Source organism: Wolbachia endosymbiont (group B) of Germaria angustata (assembly GCF_964026725.1).
GTDB classification, from domain to species: domain Bacteria; phylum Pseudomonadota; class Alphaproteobacteria; order Rickettsiales; family Anaplasmataceae; genus Wolbachia; species Wolbachia pipientis_C.
On the sequence record NZ_OZ034691.1, the window covers coordinates 363,306 to 387,371 of the forward strand.

Annotated in this window: 29 protein-coding genes; 23 read left to right on the top strand and 6 right to left on the bottom strand. The window is 33.8% G+C overall.

Annotation, left to right across the window (positions count from 1 at the left end):
- The first annotated feature begins 2 nt into the window (after positions 1-2).
- From rplR to AAGD63_RS01875, 15 genes are all read left to right on the top strand, one after another.
- Entirely contained in the window at positions 3-374 is a 372-nt protein-coding gene (gene rplR, locus AAGD63_RS01805) for a 50S ribosomal protein L18 (protein WP_127464117.1), read from the top strand.
- Between the two features lie 12 nt (positions 375-386).
- The gene (gene rpsE, locus AAGD63_RS01810; RefSeq protein WP_341813614.1) at positions 387-899 is read left to right on the top strand and encodes a 30S ribosomal protein S5; all 513 of its coding nucleotides are present in this window, start codon (positions 387-389) and stop codon (positions 897-899) included.
- A 3-nt stretch (positions 900-902) separates the two neighbouring features.
- Positions 903-1,373: a 50S ribosomal protein L15 gene (gene rplO, locus AAGD63_RS01815; RefSeq protein WP_006012263.1), complete on the top strand. Its 471-nt coding sequence runs from the start codon at positions 903-905 to the stop codon at positions 1,371-1,373.
- Between the two features lie 3 nt (positions 1,374-1,376).
- On the top strand, positions 1,377-2,705 hold the full coding sequence (gene secY, locus AAGD63_RS01820) for a preprotein translocase subunit SecY (protein ID WP_341813615.1): 1,329 nt from the start codon (positions 1,377-1,379) through the stop codon (positions 2,703-2,705).
- Complete coding sequence (locus AAGD63_RS01825) at positions 2,702-3,343, top strand: nucleoside monophosphate kinase (RefSeq protein WP_341813616.1); 642 nt, start codon at positions 2,702-2,704, stop codon at positions 3,341-3,343. Before secY ends, AAGD63_RS01825 begins: the two co-directional genes overlap by 4 nt.
- 59 nt (positions 3,344-3,402) lie before the next feature.
- Positions 3,403-3,771: a 30S ribosomal protein S13 gene (gene rpsM / locus AAGD63_RS01830; RefSeq protein ID WP_341813617.1), complete on the top strand. Its 369-nt coding sequence runs from the start codon at positions 3,403-3,405 to the stop codon at positions 3,769-3,771.
- A gap of 24 nt (positions 3,772-3,795) precedes the next feature.
- Positions 3,796-4,182, top strand: coding sequence for a 30S ribosomal protein S11 (gene rpsK / locus AAGD63_RS01835; RefSeq protein ID WP_006012273.1), 387 nt, complete (start codon positions 3,796-3,798; stop codon positions 4,180-4,182).
- A 20-nt stretch (positions 4,183-4,202) separates the two neighbouring features.
- Entirely contained in the window at positions 4,203-5,270 is a 1,068-nt protein-coding gene (locus tag AAGD63_RS01840; RefSeq protein ID WP_341813618.1) for a DNA-directed RNA polymerase subunit alpha, read from the top strand.
- Between the two features lie 7 nt (positions 5,271-5,277).
- Positions 5,278-5,706: a 50S ribosomal protein L17 gene (gene rplQ, locus AAGD63_RS01845; RefSeq protein WP_010404731.1), complete on the top strand. Its 429-nt coding sequence runs from the start codon at positions 5,278-5,280 to the stop codon at positions 5,704-5,706.
- Between the two features lie 11 nt (positions 5,707-5,717).
- Positions 5,718-6,071 (top strand): YraN family protein, encoded by a 354-nt coding sequence (locus AAGD63_RS01850; protein WP_264330569.1) that lies wholly within the window; start codon positions 5,718-5,720, stop codon positions 6,069-6,071.
- 38 nt (positions 6,072-6,109) lie between these two features.
- On the top strand, positions 6,110-6,661 hold the full coding sequence (gene atpH, locus AAGD63_RS01855; protein WP_341813619.1) for an ATP synthase F1 subunit delta: 552 nt from the start codon (positions 6,110-6,112) through the stop codon (positions 6,659-6,661).
- Entirely contained in the window at positions 6,658-8,199 is a 1,542-nt protein-coding gene (atpA, locus tag AAGD63_RS01860; RefSeq protein ID WP_007302558.1) for a F0F1 ATP synthase subunit alpha, read from the top strand. Before atpH ends, atpA begins: the two co-directional genes overlap by 4 nt.
- A gap of 9 nt (positions 8,200-8,208) precedes the next feature.
- The gene (greA, locus tag AAGD63_RS01865) at positions 8,209-8,703 is read left to right on the top strand and encodes a transcription elongation factor GreA (RefSeq protein WP_341813620.1); all 495 of its coding nucleotides are present in this window, start codon (positions 8,209-8,211) and stop codon (positions 8,701-8,703) included.
- 3 nt (positions 8,704-8,706) lie between these two features.
- Positions 8,707-9,360: a 3,4-dihydroxy-2-butanone-4-phosphate synthase gene (ribB, locus tag AAGD63_RS01870; protein WP_341813621.1), complete on the top strand. Its 654-nt coding sequence runs from the start codon at positions 8,707-8,709 to the stop codon at positions 9,358-9,360.
- A gap of 71 nt (positions 9,361-9,431) precedes the next feature.
- Complete coding sequence (locus AAGD63_RS01875; RefSeq protein ID WP_341813622.1) at positions 9,432-10,832, top strand: M48 family metalloprotease; 1,401 nt, start codon at positions 9,432-9,434, stop codon at positions 10,830-10,832.
- On the opposite strand, the gene AAGD63_RS01880 is transcribed toward AAGD63_RS01875, so the two are convergent.
- Positions 10,722-11,060: a TrbC/VirB2 family protein gene (locus AAGD63_RS01880; protein WP_341813623.1), complete on the bottom strand. Its 339-nt coding sequence runs from the start codon at positions 11,058-11,060 to the stop codon at positions 10,722-10,724. The two genes, AAGD63_RS01875 and AAGD63_RS01880, sit on opposite strands and share 111 nt — an antisense overlap.
- Before the next feature lie 95 nt (positions 11,061-11,155).
- Positions 11,156-11,890 carry a 3-oxoacyl-[acyl-carrier-protein] reductase gene (gene fabG, locus AAGD63_RS01885; protein ID WP_264330565.1) on the bottom strand — a complete coding sequence of 245 codons (735 nt, stop codon included), beginning with the start codon at positions 11,888-11,890 and terminating at the stop codon, positions 11,156-11,158.
- A gap of 460 nt (positions 11,891-12,350) precedes the next feature.
- Here fabG and AAGD63_RS01890 point away from each other — a divergent pair, with 460 nt between their 5' ends.
- From AAGD63_RS01890 to AAGD63_RS01900, 3 genes are all read left to right on the top strand, one after another.
- Positions 12,351-12,494, top strand: coding sequence for a hypothetical protein (locus tag AAGD63_RS01890; protein WP_341813624.1), 144 nt, complete (start codon positions 12,351-12,353; stop codon positions 12,492-12,494).
- 65 nt (positions 12,495-12,559) lie between these two features.
- Positions 12,560-15,229, top strand: coding sequence for a pyruvate, phosphate dikinase (ppdK, locus tag AAGD63_RS01895; protein WP_341813625.1), 2,670 nt, complete (start codon positions 12,560-12,562; stop codon positions 15,227-15,229).
- 142 nt (positions 15,230-15,371) lie between these two features.
- On the top strand, positions 15,372-16,649 hold the full coding sequence (locus tag AAGD63_RS01900) for a hypothetical protein (RefSeq protein WP_341813626.1): 1,278 nt from the start codon (positions 15,372-15,374) through the stop codon (positions 16,647-16,649).
- Positions 16,650-16,982: 333 nt separating this feature from the next.
- Here AAGD63_RS01900 and AAGD63_RS01905 read toward each other — a convergent pair whose 3' ends face one another.
- Entirely contained in the window at positions 16,983-17,246 is a 264-nt protein-coding gene (locus AAGD63_RS01905; RefSeq protein WP_264330562.1) for a hypothetical protein, read from the bottom strand.
- 264 nt (positions 17,247-17,510) lie between these two features.
- Here AAGD63_RS01905 and AAGD63_RS01910 point away from each other — a divergent pair, with 264 nt between their 5' ends.
- Complete coding sequence (locus tag AAGD63_RS01910; protein ID WP_341813627.1) at positions 17,511-18,545, top strand: efflux RND transporter periplasmic adaptor subunit; 1,035 nt, start codon at positions 17,511-17,513, stop codon at positions 18,543-18,545.
- Between the two features lie 148 nt (positions 18,546-18,693).
- The gene (locus tag AAGD63_RS01915) at positions 18,694-19,605 is read left to right on the top strand and encodes a hypothetical protein (protein ID WP_341813628.1); all 912 of its coding nucleotides are present in this window, start codon (positions 18,694-18,696) and stop codon (positions 19,603-19,605) included.
- A gap of 55 nt (positions 19,606-19,660) precedes the next feature.
- Here the strand turns inward: AAGD63_RS01915 and grxD are convergent, their stop codons facing one another.
- Genes grxD through AAGD63_RS01930 form a run of 3 tightly spaced genes read right to left on the bottom strand, consistent with a single transcriptional unit; the run spans position 19,661 to position 21,571 of the window.
- Positions 19,661-19,978 carry a Grx4 family monothiol glutaredoxin gene (grxD, locus tag AAGD63_RS01920; protein ID WP_341813629.1) on the bottom strand — a complete coding sequence of 106 codons (318 nt, stop codon included), beginning with the start codon at positions 19,976-19,978 and terminating at the stop codon, positions 19,661-19,663.
- A gap of 16 nt (positions 19,979-19,994) precedes the next feature.
- A complete protein-coding gene (locus AAGD63_RS01925; protein ID WP_264377690.1) occupies positions 19,995-20,213 on the bottom strand; it encodes a BolA/IbaG family iron-sulfur metabolism protein in 219 nt (72 codons plus the stop codon).
- 38 nt (positions 20,214-20,251) lie between these two features.
- Positions 20,252-21,571 carry a malic enzyme-like NAD(P)-binding protein gene (locus AAGD63_RS01930; RefSeq protein ID WP_341813630.1) on the bottom strand — a complete coding sequence of 440 codons (1,320 nt, stop codon included), beginning with the start codon at positions 21,569-21,571 and terminating at the stop codon, positions 20,252-20,254.
- A 119-nt stretch (positions 21,572-21,690) separates the two neighbouring features.
- Between AAGD63_RS01930 and pgsA the strand changes: the two genes are divergently transcribed.
- The 3 genes from pgsA to bamD all read left to right on the top strand — a co-directional run bounded on the left by pgsA (position 21,691) and on the right by bamD (position 24,059).
- Positions 21,691-22,233 carry a CDP-diacylglycerol--glycerol-3-phosphate 3-phosphatidyltransferase gene (gene pgsA / locus AAGD63_RS01935; protein ID WP_264330557.1) on the top strand — a complete coding sequence of 181 codons (543 nt, stop codon included), beginning with the start codon at positions 21,691-21,693 and terminating at the stop codon, positions 22,231-22,233.
- Positions 22,234-22,333: 100 nt separating this feature from the next.
- Positions 22,334-23,314 (top strand): hypothetical protein, encoded by a 981-nt coding sequence (locus AAGD63_RS01940; RefSeq protein WP_341813631.1) that lies wholly within the window; start codon positions 22,334-22,336, stop codon positions 23,312-23,314.
- 67 nt (positions 23,315-23,381) lie between these two features.
- Positions 23,382-24,059 (top strand): outer membrane protein assembly factor BamD, encoded by a 678-nt coding sequence (gene bamD, locus AAGD63_RS01945; RefSeq protein WP_264330555.1) that lies wholly within the window; start codon positions 23,382-23,384, stop codon positions 24,057-24,059.
- The last annotated feature ends 7 nt before the right edge of the window (positions 24,060-24,066 follow it).

The window sequence follows — 24,066 nt, forward strand, 5'->3', positions numbered from 1 at the left end:
AAATGAAAAGATTGTATAATTTTTTAAGTAGCTATGAAAAAAGGAAACTTCGTAATAGAGCGAAGCTCGATAAGAGCGCTGGGCGTTTACGTATATCCATATTTAAGTCTAATAAACATTTTTATGTTCAGTTGATTAACGATGCAAAAGGAACAACCCTAGCTTCTGCTTCTACTTTGGATGATAAAATTAGGAATGTATGTAAAGGTAGGGTCAATGCTGAAACTATAAAACAGGTTTCTTCTTTATTGATTGAGCGTCTGTCTAGTACAAAATTGCAGCAGCGGTTCGTCTTTGATCGGGGGGCATATAAGTATACAGGATTGATTTCTCAATTTGCTGAAGCTTTAAGAAGCTCTGGATTTGAATTTTAGAAGGTTTGAAGTATGGCTGTAAAGAATTTACAAAATAATAATGATTTATCAGAACTTTTGGTTTCAGTCCGAAGGGTAACAACGGTTACTAAAGGTGGTAGAAGATTTTCATTTTCAACTTTGGTTGTTGTTGGTGATGGTAAGGGTAGGGTAGGATGTGGACTAGGTAAACACGCAGAGGTTGCTGAAGCAAGAGTGAAAGCTGTAAATGCTGCAAAAAAGTCGATGATTAGGGTGTACTTACGTGAAGGTAGAACTTTACATCATGATATTAAAGCTAAATTTTGTTCTGGTGAGATAGTTTTAAGAGCTGCAAGAACTGGAACAGGTATTATTGCTGGTGGAGCAATGAGGTCGGTTTTTGAGGTATTAGGTATAAAGGATGTGGTAGCTAAGTCTACTAGATCAAATGATCCTCATAATATTATATGTGCAGTATTTAAGGCTTTTGATGTTATGTTATCTCCTCGCCAAGTGGCAGGTAAGAGGGGTAAAAAGATTAGTGAGATAGTTGGAAATAGGTAAAGTATGAATGATGCTGTAAAATTAAATTCTGTATTTACCAAATTATCTAAGAAAAAGAAGCCTAAATTATTAGGTAGAGGTATTGGTTGTGGTAAAGGTAAAACATCCGGTAGGGGGCATAAAGGGCAGAAAGCGAGAAGTGGCGTTTCTATAAATGGTTTTGAAGGTGGACAGCAGTCTATATATACTCGTTTACCTAAAAGAGGTTTTAAGCCTATACGCAAAAACTTATACTCTATATTTAATGTTGGTGATGTACAGTGCTTAATGGAAGCTAAAAAAATAGTCAAGGATTCTATAATAGATAAGGAGCTACTGCATAAATTAGGTTTTATCAGATCTGTAAAAAGTAAAATCAAACTTCTTAATAAGGGTAAATTAAGCGAGAAATTTGTGTTTCATGTTGATTTTGCATCAGAAGCTGCAAAAAGATCTGTAGCTTCAGTTGGTGGTAGTGTAGAAATACTATCATGAATTATGAACAGTAAATTTGCATTTGATAGTTTGGATTCTACATTATTATATAAAACTGATTTACTAAAGCGCATATTTTTTACGCTGATGGCTTTAGTTTGTTATCGTTTAGGCACTTATGTTCCTATTCCTGGAATTAATCTTGATATAATCAATGATATATTTCCAAAAGAGAGTTCTGGTATTTTTGGAGTATTTAATTTATTTTCTGGTGGCGCTTTAGCTAGAATGACGATCTTGGCGTTAAACGTTATGCCATACATAGTTGCATCCATAGTTATGCAATTATTGTCTTCTGCCGTTAAAGGAATCAATGAAATTAAAAATGACGGAGAGTTGGGACGTCGAAAGATGAACTCTTATATACGCTATATGACTATAGTGTTTTGTATCTTTCAATCAATTACGATCTTAATAGGGTTAGAAAGAATGAATAGAGAAGGGGTATTAGTTGTAGTTGAACCTGGTATTATGTTTCGTACTATAGGTGTCTTTAGCCTTTTAGGTGGAACTATATTTTTAATATGGCTTGGTGAGCGGATCAGTGTGAGCGGTATAGGCAATGGTATCTCATTAATCATTTTTACTGGCATAATATCTGAATTACATAATGCTTTATCATCTCTGCTAACATTAAATAAAAATGGTAGTATGTCGTTTTTCATTACCCTTTTTGTTATAGCATTGTTTTTTTTACTGCTCCTTTTAGTCATTTTTATAGAATCTTCTTATAGAAAGGTAATTGTTCAATATCCCAAAAAACAGTTTAAAAAATTACATAATGATGATTTTACTTACATTCCATTGAAGATCAATTTATCTGGTGTAATACCAACTATTTTTGCTAACGCAATTTTATTAACGCCTATTTCAATTGCAAATTTCTATAAAGGTCATGCCATTGCTGATTTTATTTTAAACTACTTTATGGCAAATAAAGTGATGTACATTATAACTTACTTAATACTCATAGTACTTTTTAATTTTTTCTATACCAATTTTATATTTAATCCAGAGGAAAATGCTGATTTTCTTAGGAAAAATGGTGGTTTTATTCCTGGTAGAGGGCCTGGAAAACATACTTCTGATTATCTTCAAGATATAGTTTTTAAATTAACATTTATTGGATCTGCGTATTTGGTGGTAATATGTACTATACCTGAAATTATGAGGTATCATTATGATATACCATTTATTTTTGGTGGGACGAGCTTGCTGATTATAGTTAACGTTATTACTGATACTATTATGCAAGTACAATCTTATGTTTTTTCAAATAGGTACGATAGTTGGATAAAGAAATATGAGTCTAAAACAAGGAGACTAAAGTGATTATTACAATTTTTGGTCCTCCTGGCTCTGGTAAGGGTACTCAGTCCAGTTTGTTAATAGCAAAGTATAATTTTAAATTAGTTTCAGTAGGAGATTTATTAAGGAATATTATATCTAGTGGGAGTAAATTAGGTAAAGAAATAAAGGATACTGTTGAATCTGGTAATTTAATTCAAGATGAAGTTATATGTAAATTATTGTGTGACCAGCTTGCATTAATAGATGGTGATTTTTTGTTAGATGGGTTTCCAAGAAATTTAAATCAAGCTCATTTTTTAACTCAAGTTTTGCAAAAAAGATGTAATAGGGATGTTGATCTTGTAATTGAGTTGCAGCTTGACGATAATATTGCAATTGATAGATTAAAAGATCGTCTTACTTGTTTGGATTGTAAAAGTATATATAGTATATCTTCTTTTAAAAATACTACTTGTGCTAAATGTAAAAGTACGAGATTGGAGAAGAGAATTGATGATGCTAATATGCTTGCAATTAATAAGAGGATAAGAGAATATCATTTTCAGATGAAGGGTTTGCGCGAGTATTATAAGGGCAAGTTGTTAACAATTAACGCTAATTTGAGTATTGATAGAGTAATGCAAGAGATTGAAAGTAAAATTTCTTGTAATTTGATTTGACTATAAGTTGTTTTATGGTATAAATTAAGAGTTATTATTAATAAAGTATCGAGGTATCAGTGGCACGTATTGCAGGCATAAATGTTCCAGTGAAGAAGTGTATTGCTTTTGCATTAACTTATATATATGGTATAGGTATTACTACTGCGAATATAATTTGTCGTAGCTGTAAAATTGATGAGCGTAAGCGCGTTTCAGGATTACAAGATGAAGATATAGAGAAAATTAGTAGTTTTATTAGGCAAAAATATGTCATAGAGGGTGAGCTCAGAAAAAAAGTGGCTATGGATATAAAATCTTTAATGGAAATCGGTTGCTATAGAGGATTAAGGCATAGAAAAGGTTTGCCTGTGAGGGGACAAAGAACCCATACTAATGCTAAAACTCGTAAAGGCAGATCTAAATTGCCTATTGCTGGGAAAAAATAAAATTTGTTATTATCGTGAGTTTTTATGAAAAAAGTTAAAACGGTTGGTAAGAATACAAAAAGGTTTATTACTGGTATTGTCCATATTCGTGCAACTTTTAATAATACTTTTGTAAATGTGACTGATGTTTGTGGTAATACGCTTTACCAGACTTCTGTTGGTGCATGTGGTTTTTCTGGTTCGAGAAAATCCACACCTTATGCTGCAGGTAAGGTTGCCGATTCTGCTGCGAAGAAAGTAATAGAGAGATTTGGTATGAAGGTTGTTTCTGTAATAATTCGTGGTCCTGGTTTTGGTGCAGAAGCTGCAGTTAAAGCACTTCGGAATTGTGGATTGACTGTCACTTCAATTGCAGATAAAACGGCGATACCTCATAATGGGTGTAGATTAAGGAAAAAAAGAAGAGTATAGGATATTTGGAAGGTTTTTGTATGTATTATAGTGATAGTGTTTCTTTCTGTGGAAATTTAGATAGATTAACTAAGCCTAATGCGATTAAGGTAATATCAGGTGATTCAAGTAAAAAAAGTGATATAGTTCTAGAACCTTTGGAAAGTGGTTTTGCTTTAACGTTGGGTCATGCATTAAGGCGTGTAATGTTGTCTTCTCTTCGCGGTAGTGCTGTTTATGGAATAAAAATTGAAGGCGTGAATCATGAATTTACTTCGATCCAAGGAGTTAGGGAAGACATAACTGATATAGCATTAAATATGGGCATGTTGAGATGTAAGCTAAATAACACGTCTAATAAGTGCTTAAATTTGAGCGCTAAAGGGCCTTGTCAAGTATTAGCTGGAATGATAGAAACTGATGACCAATGCTCTATTGTTAATAAAGATTTGGTGATATGTACACTAGGTCAAGATGTGGAGCTTAACATTACTATATATGTTGCTAGTGGAAAAGGTTATCTTTCTGTAAATAAATATAAAGAAAATGAATTTTTAAAGTCTATGAATGAACAAGATTTAATTGGTTTTATTCCAGTTAATGCTTTATATAGTCCTGTTGAGAGGGTTTCGTATAGAGTAGAGAATAGTCGTGTTGGTCAAGTTACTGATAAAGATAAGCTGATATTGTCAATTGAAACTGATGGTACAATCTCTCCAAGTCAAGCTGTTGACTATGCTGCAAGAATATTACAGGAGCAACTTCAGCCTTTTATTAGTTCTGATATTAGTTATAAAAAATCGCAGGTTTCTTTGTCTAGTGGTGCTAAAGATTTGGGCTATGATCCTGTTCTATTGCGTAAAGTAGATGAAATGGAATTATCTGTTAGATCTCATAACTGTCTGAAAAATGAAAATATCACTTATATAGGTGATCTTGTGCAAAAGACGGAAGTTGAAATGTTAAGAACTGCTAATTTTGGCCGAAAGTCTTTGAATGAAATCAAGGCAATTTTAAATAATTCAGGTTTGTCTTTGGGTATGAATATACCAAATTGGCCGCCTAAGGATATAGATGAACTGGCTAAACAACATACTGATGAGGATTAGGTAGTATATGAAACATGGAATAAAGAAAAATAAACTGTCTCGTTGTACCGAGCATAGGTTATCAATGTTAAAGAATCTATCTATCTCGTTAATTAATCATGAGCAGATTGTAACTACTTTACCAAAGGCTAAAGCACTTCGTCCATATGTGGAAAAGTTTATTACAATTGCTAAGAATAACGATTCTTTACATGGTAGAAGGCTTTTGCTTTCACGTCTTCATAATAGTAAGTTAGTAGTTGATAAATTATTAAGCGTTCTAGCTAATCGTTATCAAGACCGTAAAGGTGGATATTCTAGAATAATAAAATTTGGTACTCGAAAGGGTGATTGTGCTCCAATGGCAGTGATAGAGCTAGTTGATAGAGATATTTCAGCAAAAGGTGAGATTTATAGTAAAAATAAAAAAGGAAGCAAAGTAGTTACACAAAGCTAATTATTCTTTTTATGGTAAGTAGGTTACGCTATTTTGTAGGTTACTTTGGAGAATTGTTAGTTTCGATATATTTAAAGCTGAAATTCTATAATGTTATAAAACGTCGCTTCCGTTGTAAGTTGGGTGAAATTGACTTAATTGTATCTAAAAAAAAGGAGCTGATTTTTATAGAAGTTAAAACAAGTTTATTTGGAAAAGAAGTACCGATATCTCATTTTCAGTGTCAGTCTATTATAAATTCTTCTAAATATTTCTTAAGTAAAAATCTTGATTTTTTAGATTATTCAGTCAGATATGATTTATGTTTTCTTTCCTTAAGGAGAAGACCTATTTATATAAAAAATGCTTGGATTGAGGAATGGTAGCTTAAATAACTTAGATTTACTAGAATAGGTAATTTAATATGAAAAACAATAATTTAGTTTCATCTTATGCTAGAGCACTGTTTCATGTCTCAGGAAGCAGATTAGGTATTATAAGAAAAGAAGTAGAATTTTTGTTAGCTTTTTTTAAAGATCAAAGTGATGTTTTTGTGTATCTATCTCATCCTATGGTTTCTCTTTTGCACAAAAAAGAAGCGATACTTTCTATAAATAAGAACTTGAGTGAAAACTTAGTCAAATTTATTATGGTTACACTTGCAAACAAGCGCTCCCGTTTATTAATCCTTATATTAGAAAAATTCTTAAATCTTGTAAGGGAAAGTGAAAACGAATTGGAAATTACTATAAAATCAGCAGAGGTTTTAAAGAAACCTGATATAAAAATAATTACTGAATCTTTGAACTTTCTTGGTAAAATAATAAAAGTCAGTAATGTGGTTGATCCTTCTATACTAGGTGGCTTCGTAGTTAGGTATGGTTTTAACTTGATTGATGCTTCGCTTAAGAGTTATTTGGATAGATTGGTTGATTTGAGTAAAATGGAAATGTTGAAAATAAGGAATTCTATATGAAGAATAGCATAAATGCCTCTGAAGTAGTAAACATAATAAAAGAGAAGGTTGAGACATTTGATAATCCTATAAAACGAGAAAATATAGGTGAAGTAATTTCAGTAACGGATGGTATCACATTGGTCTATGGGCTGGAAAAAGCAAAGTTTGGTGAAAAGGTATCTTTTGCAAGCGGTGTAGAAGGAATAGTTCTTGATTTAGATCATGATACAGCTGGAATAGTTGTGCTTGGCAATGACCGTGATGTAAAAGAAGGGGACGTTGTAAAATGTAGTGGCGATGTTGTACAGGTGCCTGTAGGTCATGAATTATTAGGGAGAGTTGTAAATGCATTAGGCGATCCTATAGACGATGGCGGAGAAATTAGAGCCAAGAACAAAATGTATATAGAATCTAAAGCGCCAGGTATTATTGACCGTAAATCTGTGCATGAACCTCTGCAGACAGGAATTAAAATTATAGATTTGTTGATTCCTATAGGTAGAGGGCAACGTGAATTAATTATTGGCGATAGACAAATTGGTAAAACCACTATTGCGATTGATACTATTATCAATCAGAAGAAGATTAATGATGAGGTAAACGAAAATCAAAAAATTTACTGTGTTTATGTTGCTATTGGACAAAAAATTTCGACGGTAGCAAAAGTGGTGAATAAGCTAAAAGAAAGTGGAGCATTAGAGTATACAACCGTAGTTGTGGCTAGCGCATCTGACTGCGCGCCTATGCAATTTTTAGCACCTTATACCGGTTGCACTATTGGAGAATTTTTCCGTGATAATGGAATGCATTGCTTGGTGGTATATGATGATTTATCTAAGCATGCTGTGGCATATAGGCAGATGTCCTTATTGCTCAGACGTCCTCCTGGTCGTGAAGCTTATCCTGGAGATATATTCTATGTACACTCTCGCTTGCTTGAAAGAGCTGCTAAAATGTCTGATGAAAAAGGACAGGGATCTTTGACTGCTTTGCCGATTATTGAGACTCAGGCTGGTGATGTATCTGCATATGTTCCAACTAATGTGATTTCAATTACCGATGGACAAATTTTTCTTGAGTCTGAATTGTTTCACAAAGGATTTCGCCCTGCAGTGAATATAGGTTTATCGGTTTCTCGGGTTGGCTCTGCTGCACAATTGAAATCTGTGAAAAAAGTTGCTGGTTCTATAAAGCTAAGTTTGGCCCAATATAGAGAACTGGAAGACTTTGCTAAATTTGGTTCTGATCTTGATGCTACTGTTCAATTGTCCTTAAACAAAGGTAAATACCTTATTGAATTATTAAAGCAAAAACAGTATTCACCTATGCAAATAGAAGAGCAAGTATTGCTTATGTATATCTTTTCTAATCTGTATGGTCAATTAAATAAGGTACAGGTGAGCAACATCAATAGGTTCGAGTGTGATCTTATCAATTATTTTCAAACTGTTCACCCTGGAGTTTTAAAAAAGTTGTCGGGTGACATGAATGATGATATAAAAGATGATATTCTTGGTATTGTGAGTGATTTTGTCACTCAATTTAATTGCGTTTAGGCGGTGATTATGACTTCATCCATTGTTAACAAGTTTCCTATTACAAGGGAAGGTTTTGAGAGTATGCAAGTCGAACTTGAGAAATTAAAGGAAGAAAAGCCTTCTATCATACAGGCTATTTCTGATGCTCGTGATCAAGGCGATTTATCCGAAAATGCAGAATATCATGCAGCACGGGAGAGATTAAGTTTTATTGAAGGCCGTATAATTGAGGTAGAAAGTAAACTTTCACATGCAGAAGTGATAGAAGTAAAAAATTTGTCTGGTGATACAGTAATGTTTGGTGCAACTGTTACGATAAGCATGTTAAATGATGATAACAGTGAAATTGAATATGTTTATAAGATTGTAGGTGGATATGAAGCTGATGCTTCAAAGCAGTTGATCTCTACGGATTCACCACTCGGTAGTGCTTTAATTGGCAAAAAAGTTGGTGAGTATGTGGAAGTGATAGTGCCAAATGGAGAGAAATTGTATAAAATAGTTAAGATTGAGTTTAAGTAAATCATGGTACAAGTAACTTATCCTTCAATTAGTCTACCCGATATTTCTTCTGTGGAAGATGTATTGAGGGATGCTAGTTATGGTAAATTATTCATTTTAGTTGACGATGAAAACAGAGAGAATGAAGGTGATTTGGTTATTTTAGCTGAAAAGGTGAAACCAGAACATATTGCTTTTATGGTTAGGTATGGCACTGGTATTGTGTTTTTAGCTATGACAAAGTTTTACATGAATAAACTTAACCTTGAATTTATGAAGAGAAGTAATGTAGATGAAGCACTTATTCCTCACACTGCATTTACTACGTCAATCGATGCTCGTTATGGTATTACAACAGGTGTTTCTGCTCATGATAGAACGCATACGATACTTACCGCTATTGATGGAAAAAGTACTAAGGATGATATTATTACCCCTGGTCATGTTTTTCCTATTATTGCAAGTGAGGGCGGGGTTTTAGCACGCAACGGTCATACTGAGGCAAGTGTTGAGATAGCAAAATTGGTTGGATCTAGTCATGCGGCTGTAGGGTGTGAATTAGTGAATGATGATGGCTCTATGATGCGCTTACCCCAGTTGCTTGAATTTGCTGAACAACACAAAATTAAGTTAACTACCATCGATAAACTTATCAGTTACGTTCAAAATTTAAACTAGCGTTTATAAATTCGTATAGTTTAAATGTTAAAATGTAAAATTCCTAAAAGTTATACAAACAAGGAACTTCCATGTCTAGGCTTTTTGTTTTACTATTTTTCTTCGTATACTGTAATAGCGCTTACTCTGTTAGTATTATTAGAGATAGTGAAGTGGAAGCGGTAGTGAAGGATCTAGCGCAACCTTTATTTTCTGCTGCGGGTATTGATAATGATAAAATAAAAGTTTTTATAGTTGATGATAGATCGATTAATGCTTTTGTAATTAACAATAATAGCATTTTCATTCATTTAGGGCTTTTACAATATTCGACTGAACCTTATGTCTTACTTGGTATATTAGCACATGAAATTGCTCATATATCTGCTGGTCATGTATTACAAATGAGTAGTGCTGTAGGTTATTTTCAATCAATAGCAATGGTTAGTTATATGGTAGGATTAGTTTCTAGTATTGTCATTAACCCTCAGGTTGCGAGTGCAATCTTGCTTAGTGGTGTAACGCTTAGTTCAAGGTTGTTTTTTAACTATTCTCAAGAGCAAGAGAGTGTAGCAGATAGCTATGCTTTAAGATACTTAGATGAATCTGGCTATGATAATTTGGGTATGAAAGAGATTTTTGACTATTTTAAGAGTATTGAGCATGAAAACACTGAAGAGTATTTCCGCACTCACCCACTTAGTGATAAGCGTATATTTGCTGTACAGAATTATAAGGTTAAAAACAATATAAAACCAATCCTTGCAGATAAATTGCTGAAGTTTGAGCGTATGGTTGCAAAGCTAGACTCTTTCTTTGCTCCTATTCATGTGTTATCTAATAAATATGAAGGTAGTTCTAAGTATGTAAATGCTGTAATTCACTATAGGCAAGGAAAGATAGAAGAGGCTATTACTAAAGTTAATTCATTGATTCAAGAGTCACGCAATGATCCTTATTTATATGAATTAAAAGCGGAGATGTTATACAAAGCTGGAAATTTAAGTGAAGCAATAAAAATGTATGAAGAATCACTTAGATATTTATCTGAGAAGAATAACTATTTAGTGAAACTTGCGTTATCTCATACTTTATTATTACACGGTGAAATAGAGAAGGCAATTTTTTACCTAGAGCAGGTTGCAAGCGTAGAAACAAATAACGCCTTTGTCTGGAAGTATTTAAGTATTGCATATAAACGTAGCGCTGATATGGCAATGTATTATTTTGCTTTGACGAAAAAGGCTTGTATTGAAGGTAATTTAGAGAAATTTATGAAGTACGCTGAGTTAGCTATTAAAACTTTACCGAAAGATAGCTCTTGCTTGCTGCAAATTGAGGATATGAAGGAACAATACACACAAAAACACACTTATTTTAGGTTATCTTTCCCCACACTTATTCAACGTCTCTCTTACTTCATTGCTTATATTGGGTATAATTTTCGTTATAATCGTTTTGGCACCAAAAAATACACCACAAAACATACCTAAGGCAAAGAGAGCTGGCCATGGCATTCTACCAAATATTGCAAGCAAAGCTGCACCTATTATGACTACAGTCATAAGTGGCCCACCTATTCCCCAAATATAACCAATAATATTGCATATTACTTGGGCAGTTGTATCCTCTATATCATTAGCAGCATTTGCGTAATCTGAAAAAGAGAGAAACAGCACTATACATAAAGCATGAAAAAGTTTTTTTATTACATAGCTCATTCTTTTGCCTCCAAATAATAAACTAGTGTGAATCTAAATTTATATACATATTTATTTTAAGGTAAAACTCATAATTTGTCCATAAATAAGTGTTGCTACATAAATAGCCCACCATTGATGTTAAGCACATGCCCCGTTATATATTTTGCTTCGTCGCTTGCTAAAAACAATACCCCTGCTGCTATTTCTTCTCCTGTTCCCGTTCTTTTCATTGGAATATTATCTAATATTTTTTCTTTTTGTTTTTCATTTAAAACTTCAGTCATCTTAGTATCTATAAACCCAGGAGCAATGCAATTTACTGTTACACCACGACTTGCAACTTCTTTTGCTATAGATTTGCTCATAGCTATTATTCCAGCTTTTGATGCTGCATAATTTACTTGCCCGGCATTTCCTGTCAATCCTACTATTGAGGAAATATTTATGATTCTTCCCCAATTATTTTTAATGAATTTCTTGCATGCTTCTCTATTTAGCTTAAATGTGGAGGTCAAATTAATGTCAATCACCTTTTGCCATGCTTCATCTGTCATTCTCAACAATAAGCTGTCTTGTGTAATTCCTGCATTGCATATGAGTCCATCAAAGCCTTTCATCAACTCACTTGCTTTATTTATTAGTTGATTTACCTCTTCAGGATTTGATAAGTTGCAAGGAAGTACGTGAATGTTTTTTTCATATTTTTTAGCAACTTCTTCGAGTATTTCTTTTTTTGTACTAGAAATACATAAAGTTGCTCTGGCCTTATGCATAATTTCTACAATTGCCTGGCCTATTCCGCCTGATGCACCAGTAATCAGAAATTTCTTATTCTCTAATCCAAACATAATAATTTTTATTTGCTCCAGCTCTTAACAGAATATTAAAAGACTTGCAATAGATTTTTTCATAACTTTCATTTAATAGAAGCTTCTTGACAAATCTTGTATTTATTGGCGAAATTATGGCGACTGCATGCCTTTTTTATTTTTTCTACATTCGGCCAGATCGCGCTTATTTAAAGCGTTAGCACATTATCAATTACAGTAATAAAATTAGCACCATGTGGATTCTTTTGCCTTTTTTTGATTGGTAAATTTCTTAACACTTGTAGCTAAAGTAATTTAAGAGAGCCAGCGCGTGACTAGTTCTTATTACTTGATCAGTCTTCTGGATCCCAGTACTGGGATGACAGGAGTGTGAGATAAGGCTACATTCATACTCCAACAGGTATGACGGTGTCATTCCAGCACTTGATGCTGGAATCCAGAAGTCTTTACTATAAATAAGCATATTGAGCACAAAATTATGCTAAAACACAACGTTTTTGTTGAGATTATGGACGAACTGGATTCCAGCGTCATGCGCTGGAATGATATCATAGAGTTCATTGAGATGACAGACTTGAATGACAATAGGGACACTAGAATGAAAGAAAAAGAGGCTATTTAATTGTGCTGAATTTTACAAAATTTATTACTCCTGCCTGACAAATTTATTAGAATAGTATGTATAGTATGTTTATTAGTGAAAATCAGAAAAAAATGCAAGAAAAGTTAATATATTACTTTAGCCAAAGCAACTGTGAAGGCAATGCAGCAATGAGAAATCTACTAGGAGGGAAGGGAGCAAATCTGGCAGAGATGTGTAACATTGGCATTCCTGTTCCACCTGGTTTTACAATTTCCACTGCTGTTTGTCAGGCCTATTGTCAAGATAATGAATTGTCTTGTGATCTACGTAACGAGATAAAAAACTACATGGCGATGCTCGAAAGTGACATCGGTTGTAAATTCGGGGATTCAAATAATCTTTTATTAGTTTCCATACGCTCTGGTAGTGTGAATTCAATGCCGGGCATGCTCGATACAGTCCTAAATGTTGGCCTAAATGATGCAACCGTTGTTGGTCTTGCAAAAAAAAGTGGCGAACGTTTTGCTTACGATAGCTACTGCCGTTTCATCATGATGTACTCGAATGTTGTACTACAGCTTGACCACAACCTATTTCAAGACATTATTGATAGTGAACAGCAAAAAAGTGGAGCAAAAAGCTTAGCTGATCTTGATGTTGATGTTTTAAAGGGGATTGTTAATGATTTCAAAGATGTAGTATATGAGAAAATAGGAAAAAATTTCCCGCAGAACGTTGAAGAACAGTTACTCAATTCAGTAAATGCAGTGTTTTCTTCTTGGCAAAATGATAGAGCTGTTTCCTATAGAAAAATAAATAATATTCCTGAAAACCTTGGAACTGCAGTTAATGTACAAGCAATGGTTTTTGGTAATCTGAATGATAATTCAGCAACTGGTGTGATATTTACAAGGAATCCTTCAACTGGAGAAAAAAAGCTTTTTGGTGAGTTTTTAGTTAATGCTCAGGGTGAGGATGTGGTTTCTGGTGTTTATACTCCTATGCCAATTGACGGGGAGCAAGAAAGTACCATGGAGAAGTTGCTACCAAGTGTCTACCGAGAATTATGCGCGGTATGTGAAAAACTTGAAAGGCATAATAAGGACATGCAGGATATCGAATTTACTGTACAGGACGGTAAGTTATGGATTTTGCAGACTAGGTCTGGCAAGCGCACAGCCGAAGCTGCTATTCGCATAATAGTTGATATGGTAGAAGAAGGAGCGATTACAAAAGAGGAAGGAATATTGAGAATTGATCCAAAAACTTTTGACAATTTATTGCATCCAGTTCTTGATGTTAAAATCGATCAAGAAGTAATAGGCAAAGGACTGCCAGCTTCTCCAGGTGTTGCTTCTGGATATGTAGTATTCAGTGCAAGTGATGCTGAAAAAGCTGCAGAGCAGGGTAAAAAAGTAATTTTGGTAAGATCAGAGACGAGCCCTGAAGATATTAATGGAATGAATGCTGCAAGTGGAATAGTAACAGCGAGGGGAGGTATGACCTCCCATGCCGCTGTTGTAACTCGTGGGATGGGTAAACCATGCATTTGTAGTCTAAATGGACTTTATATTGATAAAGATGAAAAATTTCTTTCTATGGGGGATATAAAAGTAAATAAAGGTGAATCAATCACCATCAATGGAGGAACAGGAGAGGTTATGCTTGGTATTCTCCCTACAATTTTGCCTGAATTATCTCAAGAGTTCAAAACGATAATTAACTGGGTAGATAAAATCAAAACAGTGAAGGTGAGAGCGAATGCTGATACTCCAAAAGATGCAAAAATTGCGAAAGAATTCGGTGCAGAAGGTATAGGATTATGTCGCACAGAACATATGTTTTTTGCTAGTGATAGAATCGAATTCATTCAAAAATTGATAATAGCTGATGATGAAAATGAAAGGGCAAATGCATTAAATAAACTCGAAGAAATGCAAAAGTCTGATTTCAAAGAAATGTTTTCTATTATGGAGGGCAAGGAAGTCACTATAAGATTACTTGATCCACCTCTACATGAGTTTTTACCTCATGATCAATCCATTATAGAAAAAATCGCCAGATCACTGAATAAGTCAGTTGAATCGGTAAAAAATAAAATAGTACAGTTATCAGAAAAAAATCCAATGCTTGGCCATCGAGGGTGTAGGCTTGCTATTTCTCATCCTGAAATATATAAAATGCAGATTAGGGCAATACTCAGTGCTGCAAGTGAATTAAGGAAAGAAAAGAAGATAGAAGTGAAACCTGAAATCATGATTCCTTTTATCATGAGCGAGAAAGAGTTTGTTCTGATATGCGAGTTAGTAAAGAAAGAAGCTAAAAATTTCGATGTGAATTATTCAATCGGAACGATGATAGAACTGCCAAGAGCAGCACTTATTGCTGACAAACTCGCAAAACACGCAGAATTTTTTAGTTTTGGCACTAATGATTTAACACAAACAACTATGGGACTTTCACGAGATGATTCAGTTAATTTCCTCGATTCTTATAAGGAAAGCAACATATTCAAAAACGATCCCTTTGAGGTGCTAGATGTCGAAGGGGTAGGGGAATTAATCAGAATAGCTATCGAAAGGGGCAAAAAAACCAGAAAAGAAATTAAACTTGGTATATGTGGAGAGCATGGAGCGAATCCACAGTCCATAGAGTTTTTCATCAAATCAGGGGTTGATTATGTGTCATGCTCGCCCTATAGAGTACCGGTTGCAAAATTAGTGGCAGCACAGCTTAGCATAAGTTTGTTGGGCAGCGCAACTGTACGAACATAGATTTCGCTAACAAGTAGTGGAATGATGATTTTTCAAATTGTCGATAAATCTAAGTCAGTTTAGCTATTTTGCTGCTACTTTTTTTCTGAACATCTTAAGAAAGATTGACTTTTTGTCTAAAATAATAGTAAGTGAGGTAAAAATGTCAATATCAAAAGAACGTAAGGAATATTTACTAGAAAAGTTTAAATATGCTGCCAAAGAATTTGGCAAATCTGGTACAAAGTCCAATCATCTAGCAGTACCAAAGGAACAGCAACTCTCTATTGATTTAGGTAATAGAAAGGTTTTTGGTATCATAAATAAGATTCTGTATTGGATAGAGAATAATTTTACTTATTTTTTTCCACGATATAATTTGTTTCCAGAAGTTGGAGTTGAAGGAAGAAAAATTCCTGGAACTAATACAAGGGTTAAGTATTTTACTCCAGATGACCAAGCAGAATATACCAAAATTCCTTATAAAGGAAAATTATACGTTGACTTAATGCTAGAAATGGAAGATAACAAGTTAAAAGGCTTTAAAGGCAAACTATATGATACAACTGATAAAATTAGTAAGGATAAAAAAGGTTGTGTAGCTTATGTGATCACGCTTGACGGAAAGCTAGTAACTCATGAACATATTAATGTTAACAAAAGCGAATGGGCTTATCGTCATTCAACTCTTGCAGGTGGTAAGCCAGTTTTATGTTCTGGTTTAATGAAAGTGGTAAATGGTGAAATAACTTATATAGACAATAATAGTGGGCATTATAAACCAGAACCAGCAAACTTATACAATGCAGTGAAAAAATTAGAAGGTCTATTTTCGAAAGATGCAAAAGTTGTTTGCCTACCATATTGGATTAGCTTGAAAAAACAAATTCCGCTTATACGCAAAATTACTCTAGCCAAACGAGAGCCAGTAGAGGAATTCTTGAAAAGGATGGAGAAAAAAGGGAAAGATGGATTGACTCAATATGAAAGACATTTTGAAAAGATAAAGGAATTTAATGAAAAATACTCAGATAAATTAGAAAGCCAGTCGGTTTATGCTAAAGTAGCTGCTCATGATTATAAATCAGTGCCTGTTTCAGACTGCAGTAATCCTAAAATAATAAAAATGGCAGTAGAACACTCAATAAGAAGGATTATTGGAGCAAACTATGGCCATAAACCAAAAATTGATATTAAATATGATAAAGAAGAAGCTGTAGGTGTTAACGTAATTTTTCACTATAAAGATGATAGAAGCAGATTTGTTGAAATTTTAGACTTACATAAATGTAGCTATTCATCGCGTATTCAAAAAAATAAATATATAATTACGATGAGCATAGAAAAGGCTAACAAGTTTATAAAGGACACTTTACAAATTAAAATTGATAGTGTTGAGCAATTGGGTACCCATTTAGTGATGGGCTATTACCCTATTTAAATATATGCTAATATATCTATTCAGCAGGGTGGCAAAATAAGGTGGATGAGAAAAGACCCCATATAAACAAATGGGTGTCATGAAAGTAGCTCCTTTGTTGTCATGCCAGTGCTCAGATACTGGCATCCAGTTAAATTTACGGAGTATAATGGATTCGAGTGTCTGCTACTTGAATGACAAGCAAAGGCTACTCGGATGACAAGAAAGGAAGCACCGAAAACAAATAGGTGTCATCCCAGTGCTTGACACTGGGATGACACCTATTTGTTCCTATAGTTGTCTTTTCCCATCTACCTTATTTTACCACTCTGCTGAATAGATACCTTTATTTTACTATAGAACAGACACTGAATCTGCAAGATCATAGAATTTATTTCCAATCTCTCTGAATGTACTACTTATATCAATAGGTGTCGACTCTTCTTGTGAATCAGATTTAAATAAGCCATGAGTATCTTTCAGACGACAGTACCACTTGCAATTATTTCGCTCTGTTGTTACCCACCAACTATTACCTGGGGACTTTTCTTCACATTCTCTATAGCAATCATGAAGTGCCTTCCATTGAAATGGAGGGTTTAGTATAGGATTTGTCATAATATACTCCTTAATTATAAAACTAACACCACGTTAGTACTTATATGATAATATAATGTTAATTCTTATATTGACATAATAACTTTTCGGATAAGGTTTCTTGATTTAAAATTGCGTTTTAGCAAACTTACTTAATTTTAGAAAAATTTGCTCACATAAAACTGTTTATAGAGTGACAATAGATGTATTATACTTACACTTCTGATTCGAAAATTTATGCAGTTATTTCTAACAAGATTGTTCAATAAATTTTACTGTTTAAGGATGAGAAACAAAGTAATCATCGTTTCCAGTATTGCTCTTATTCTACTGTTTTTTATCAACAGTACATTTTTAAAAAAAGATCAGGCGGTTCATAGTGATAATCCAATTAGTAGTTTTTCAGTAAAAACTCAGGATTATACTCCACAAAATCGCACTGTATATTTAAATTTTTCTGGTACAGTAAATCCCTTGCATAGGGCAAGCCTTGTCTCAAGAACAAGTGGTCAAGTTATTGCTATTTATTTGTCTGATGGTGAAAAAGTAAAAAGAGGCGATGTAATTTTAAAGATAGAAGATTATGACAGAGTTGCACAAGTTGAGAAAGCCAAAGCTTTATTAAATCAGCGTGAAATTGAGTATCATTCCTCTAAAAAATTGAATACAAAAGGGTATGGAGCACAAATAAAAGTGGAAGCAGCTTTTACTGCATTGCAGAGTGCAAAAGCTGACCTAAAAAGGCTAGAGTTGGATTTAGAAAACACTGCGATTAAATCTCCTATTGATGGTTATATAGATAAGATCAACGTAAATGAAGGGGATTTTGTTAATCTTGGACATAAGATAACTGACATAGTTAATTTTGATCAGGTTCTTGTAGTGTTGTATGTTTCAGAAAATGAAGTAAATAAAATAAAACTGGGTAGTGCAGCGCAAATTAATTTGCTAGAAGGAAGGGAATTAGTAGGTGAAGTGAGTTTTATTAGTAAAATTGCTGAGCCTAAAACTGGATCTTATAGAGTGGAGGTAAAGGTAACTGATAATGAGATTATATCCTTGCAAGGACTGACTGCTAGTGTAAGCCTCCCTTCAGGTGAAAGATTTGCATATAAAATTCCTTCTTCGGCCTTAAGCTTAAGTGATGATGGCGTTCTTGGAATAAAGATTGTTGATGACAATAATTATGTAGTATTTACAGCAATAGAAATTGTTGATCATGAAGATGATGGTGTTTGGGTGGTAGTAAATAACGAAGATAAGCCTATAAAGTTAATAACATTGGGCCATCTCTTTGTTAAGCCTGGTGATAAGGTTTAGCCTGTATATACACTTTTAGTAAAAATCAGATAAAATTCCGTGTTAGCAATAATTATAAAAATACTTACTAATATACTTATCTAAGTATTGATAATTGTTAATAAGCAAGCTAATTGTATAAATGTTTTATAAAAAGAGAGTGTATTATATGCCACGTATTAGTGAAGAAAAGTATAAGCGTTATCGTGAGTTGAATAACCTTGACTTAAATAAAAAGTTAAAAGAAGCTATAAATGAGCAGGATTATAATAAGATAAGGAGTATTATTTCTGACAATGAATTGGAGTCAATTGACGATAAAATATATGGTGCATTATTTTTGAATAAATATCCTAGATTTCCCGAATTTTTACTTATGCTAGGAGACAGTAGTTCAAGTGATGTAGTTAACTTTTTTATACAACATGTTCCAAGTAAATTTTTGTGTGGAGAAGGCCCTAGAAATAGTTTGGGTAATATTCCATGCATAGAATTTATCTTTAGTTACAGACAAGACGCAATACCTACTCTATTAGAGGCTGTTTCAAAATCAGACAGAGACGATACTATCGTATTTGGAAAAGGTTTAGTTTCTAGTGTAAAGAAGAGAATAGAAAACATTGAGAGTAATGGGAGTCCTTATTATAGAAATGAATCTTGTGCAGCATATTCTTGTTCTGATAATCCACAAGATTACTACGATGCAAAAGAGGCTATTGAAGAATATTGCACACAAAATGGTAATGGTGATTACGAAATCGTTCCAGACTATCTTTTTACTATAAAAGATCAACCTCGAGAGCTAAAGCGATTGTTTATAGATATTGCTGCTGCCATAAGAAGTGATAGCCTTGATAAAGTGCAAAGTGGTCTGAAAGCAATTGAAGCAAGTGTTCCTAAAGCTGATCTGCGCATTATTGATAAAATCAGTACGTCATTAAGTTCTCTAATAAAAAAGGCTAAACAAAATGTAAATATGGCACGCGCTATTAGTGATGTACAGGCAAATATTACTTGGCCTGGTACATTTCTTAAAGAGAATGTCTTATGTACAAATAGTGTACAAAAGTCAAAAAACTAAAGTTTTTAATCAGGCTAGGTGTGAGGCACGCCTATTTTTTTTGCTTATTTCCTTACTAAATAATCTGTTTTTCTTTCAATAAACTCTGTAATTCACCTTTTTCATACATCTCGCGGATTATGTCACAGCCACCAATAAACTCTCCCTTTATATATATTTGTGGAATTGTTGGCCAATCAGAAAAACTTTTTATGGACTGACGTATTTCATCATTCTCAAGTACGTTGATGCATTTAAACTTTACATTCAAATTTTTGAGAATTGATACGACGAGCCCAGAGAATCCGCATTGAGGAAAGTCAGAGGTGCCTTTCATATACAGCACTACATCGTTTTCTGCTATGTCTTTTTTTATTTGTTCAAAGTTGTTCATAAATATCACCTTAATTTTAAGCTCCAGTTTCTAGTTGCAATGCATGTATAGACTGACCTTCAAGAGCCTTATATATCATTCTGTGTTGTTCTATTTTTGTCTTTCCAGAGAAACACTTGGAAGTTATTTTTAAATGGTAGTGATCATCATCTCCAGCAAGGTCTTTAATTTTTATATCAGCATCAGGAAATGATTGTTTGATAATTTTCTCTAACTCGTGAATTGTAATAGTCATCAGTTTATTTTAATTATAAGTCTAAAATATGCAATTGATTATTGTGAAGACAATAGATTCAGCGTGCTGAGAGCACTAGCAAGACGAGATTTTAATTGACTTGCATACTCATTCCAGTCCTTTATTTCCTTTCTTGCTACACCTGAGGTAACTGCAGCTTTTGCAACAGCAGGAGATACTATAGAAATTAATCTTGGGTCAAATGGAGTAGGTATTATATATTCACGTCCATAGCTCATTTTACGACCACCATAGGCTGCAGATATCTCGTGCGGCACTGGCTCGCGAGCAAGCTTTGCTATTGCATCTGCAGCAGCAATTTTCATTTCATCATTTATTGTCTTTGCATATACATCAAGTGCCCCTCTGAATATGTAAGGAAATCCCATTACATTATTGACTTGGTTGTTATAATCTGACCTACCAGTTGCAATTATTGCATCTGGCCTTACAGATTTTGCAAATTCAGGCCTTACTTCTGGATCAGGGTTAGCAAGAGCAAAAATGATTGGGTCTTTACCCATGCTTTTTAACATTCCTTCACTGAGCACATCCTTTGCAGAGAGTCCGATGAATACATCAGCATCTTTTATGGCATCGAGTAGAGAACGTTCTTTAGTGTCAATTGCATATTTTTCTTTCCACTCATTCATATCCTCTTTTTTGTCTTTGTGTATTACTCCTTGTTTATCGCATAGTACTATGTTCTTAGCACCCATAGACTTCAGTATTTCCAAACACGCAATACCAGCTGCTCCAGCACCATTCATGATGATCTTTACATTTCCTAATTTCTTTCCAACAATATCGAGGGCATTTTCTATACCAGCTGCAACAACTACTGCAGTGCCATGTTGATCATCGTGGAACACCGGAATATCCATCAACTCATTTAGACGTTTCTCTATTATAAAACAATCAGGAGATCTTATATCTTCTAGATTTATTCCCCCCCAACTTGGACCAAGATACCTTACTGCATTGATGAAATCTTCTATGTTTTCTGTGTCAACTTCTATATCAATTGCATCAATGTCAGCAAAACGCTTAAATAAAACAGCTTTGCCTTCCATGACGGGTTTTGAAGCAAGAGGACCGATATTGCCAAGTCCCAGGACTGCGGTGCCATTTGAAATGACAGCCACATAATTGCTTTTTGCCGTGTAATCATAAATAGCTTTAGGATTTTTAGCTATTGCAAGGCATGGGGCTGCAACACCAGGGGAATAAGCAAGTGATAGGTCATGCTGTGTGGATAAGGGTTTTATTGGTATAACCGATACCTTACCAGGTTTACCACTTTTATTATGGTACTTAAGTGCTTCTTGTTTTGTGGTGTTATCTAAATCATTATTCATGCTTTGAGCTTATTGTTAGTAATTTTTTAAGTATATGGGGTTTTTATGAATGTTCAACTATTAGCTTGTGAATTCTGTTGTACTTCTGTATAAGTTTATCTACCAATAGTGTGACTTACATGCTTAAGAAAAACGTGCCTAATTTGCTAACAATTTCTCGTGCGCTCGCGATACCGGCAATAATATCAAGCTTTTATATAGAAAGTAAATATGCAAGTCTAATAACAATATTGATCTTTATGTTTGCGTGCATTACAGATTTTTTTGATGGTTATTTAGCACGTGCATGGAAAGTCCAATCGAATTTTGGCAAATTATTTGACCCAATTGCTGATAAGTTAGTAGTAGTTTCAACAATAATCATGCTAGTTTATAAGCAAAAAATAGATGATGTTACAATCATACCGTCAGTTATAATTGTTTGTAGAGAGATATTAGTTTCGGGTTTACGAGAGTTTTTGATAGCTACAAACGTTAGTCTACCTGTGAGCAAAGCTGGGAAAATTAAAACATTTTTTCAGATGGTTGCTATAGTGGCGTTAATAATGAGTGATTATGAAACAACTAAATACATAGGTGTGATTTGTTTGTGGGCTGCAGCTGTTATGACTATGTGGTCAGGCTATAATTACGTTCTAGCTGGCATCAAACAGATTGACTAAATTGCTTAAGAGTATACAAAGAAAGTTAATAATTTCACAATATTGACTGATTAGTTAAAATCCTGTATAATGTATTAGTTTATAAATTAGTCAAGTTTGTATGACTGGTATTATTATAGATAGCTTTAATACTGAGTCTTCCTTTAAGAGATCAAGTTCTGAGAAAGATACTAAAATAGAGGATTTTTTTCGAGATTTTTGGTCAACAGTTGATGAAGAAGAAAAAAAGAGAAAAAAACTTGAGCAAGAATTATTAATACTTGAAGAAGGAAAAAAAAAGCAGAAGCTGGAACAGGAGTTATTAACTTTAAAAAAAAGAGAGCTAAATAGAAAATGTGTATCATTGGCAACAATGGTTCCATTTGCATTGCTGATGGCAATTGAGCTCGAAAAAACATGTAGCGATCAGGTATTACTTGGCCTTATAAGCGGTGCATTAGGCCATATTATATTACCTTTCACAGTCTTATCTCTTATTTGCACGCTATATTTAATTTATAATAATAGAAAAATAGCAGAAAAAGAACGAGAGTTGGAGAATATTGAAGATGGAGAAAAAGAAAAGAGAGACATTCCTTATACAGTTGATGATTACTGTAACTATGCTGATGCTGCTTTAGTTACATTAGTTATTGTGGCTAGCATAGTAAGCGAAGCATTGGCACAAGGAATAATAGAAGACGTAGCTTTTTCAATTTCTAGTATATTCTACTTTGTAGCGAGTGCTACTTTTTGCTATTGTGAGTACAAGAAAAATAAAAATTCTGAAGTAGAAAAAGAGCAAGGCTTTGATGAGAAATTTGAAAAAAAGACAAGCAATATGTCTACAGCTAAGTTAATGCTTGCTGGTTCTTCTTTATTACTAATTAGGAGTATAATGTTGATTTCTGAAGTAGCATTAGCATCATCTGCTGTTGGGCCTGCTTTAGGTCTGGTAGGTATTGCTCTTTTGATGGTCGGAAGTGGATTGATCATACATTCTTATATTAGAAAGCTAGAGAACGTAGAAGTGAGTGGAAAAGGTGTTCCAACAGGTGCTGGTATAGGTAATATAGGGAAAGGGCAGGTTTTTGCTCGATGATAATGCCAAAAATTTGTTTATTTAGGTAATATTTAGTCTATACTTTATTTTGATCAAAAAAAATCTTATGTATAAGACTTTAATCATATGCTTTTTTCTCCTTATTTGCTCCTTTGTGCAGTCGTATGGGAATGATCTGGAACACACTGAAACTGAACTATATGAGGAGGCAGTTAAGCTTTATGATCAGAAAAAATATAAGCAAGCTATTAGAGCATTTCAAAAGATAGAGGATTTGTATCCTTTATCTTATTGGGCAATGAAAGCAAAATTATTATCTGGAGTTTCTTACTATAATATGGGTAACTACAGCAGTGCTGCAAGTGATATGGATGATTATATATACGTTTATCCAAATGGTGAAGATTTGCCATATGTATATTACTTAAGAGTATTATCTTATTACATGCAAATTAATAAAGTGCAGCTTGGGCAACAAATTGCATATAAAACTTTAGAGCTAGCTACTGAATATATTAATCTTTTTCCGAATAGCGAATATATAGAAGAGATCAAAGAAAAAGAAAAATTAATCACAGAACATATATCAAAAAAAGAGTATTCTATTGGTGAATTTTACCTAAAGCGTGGTGAATATTTAGCAGCAATTAAGCGTTTTCAAAATATGATAAGCGATAAATATTCTTCTAGAGTTATTAGTTATTTAATAACAGCTCACTTAGCTCTTGGCCTTGACTTAGAAGCTGAGCAGTATGAAAATATGTTAGCAGAAGGGGTGAATTAGTTTTCTT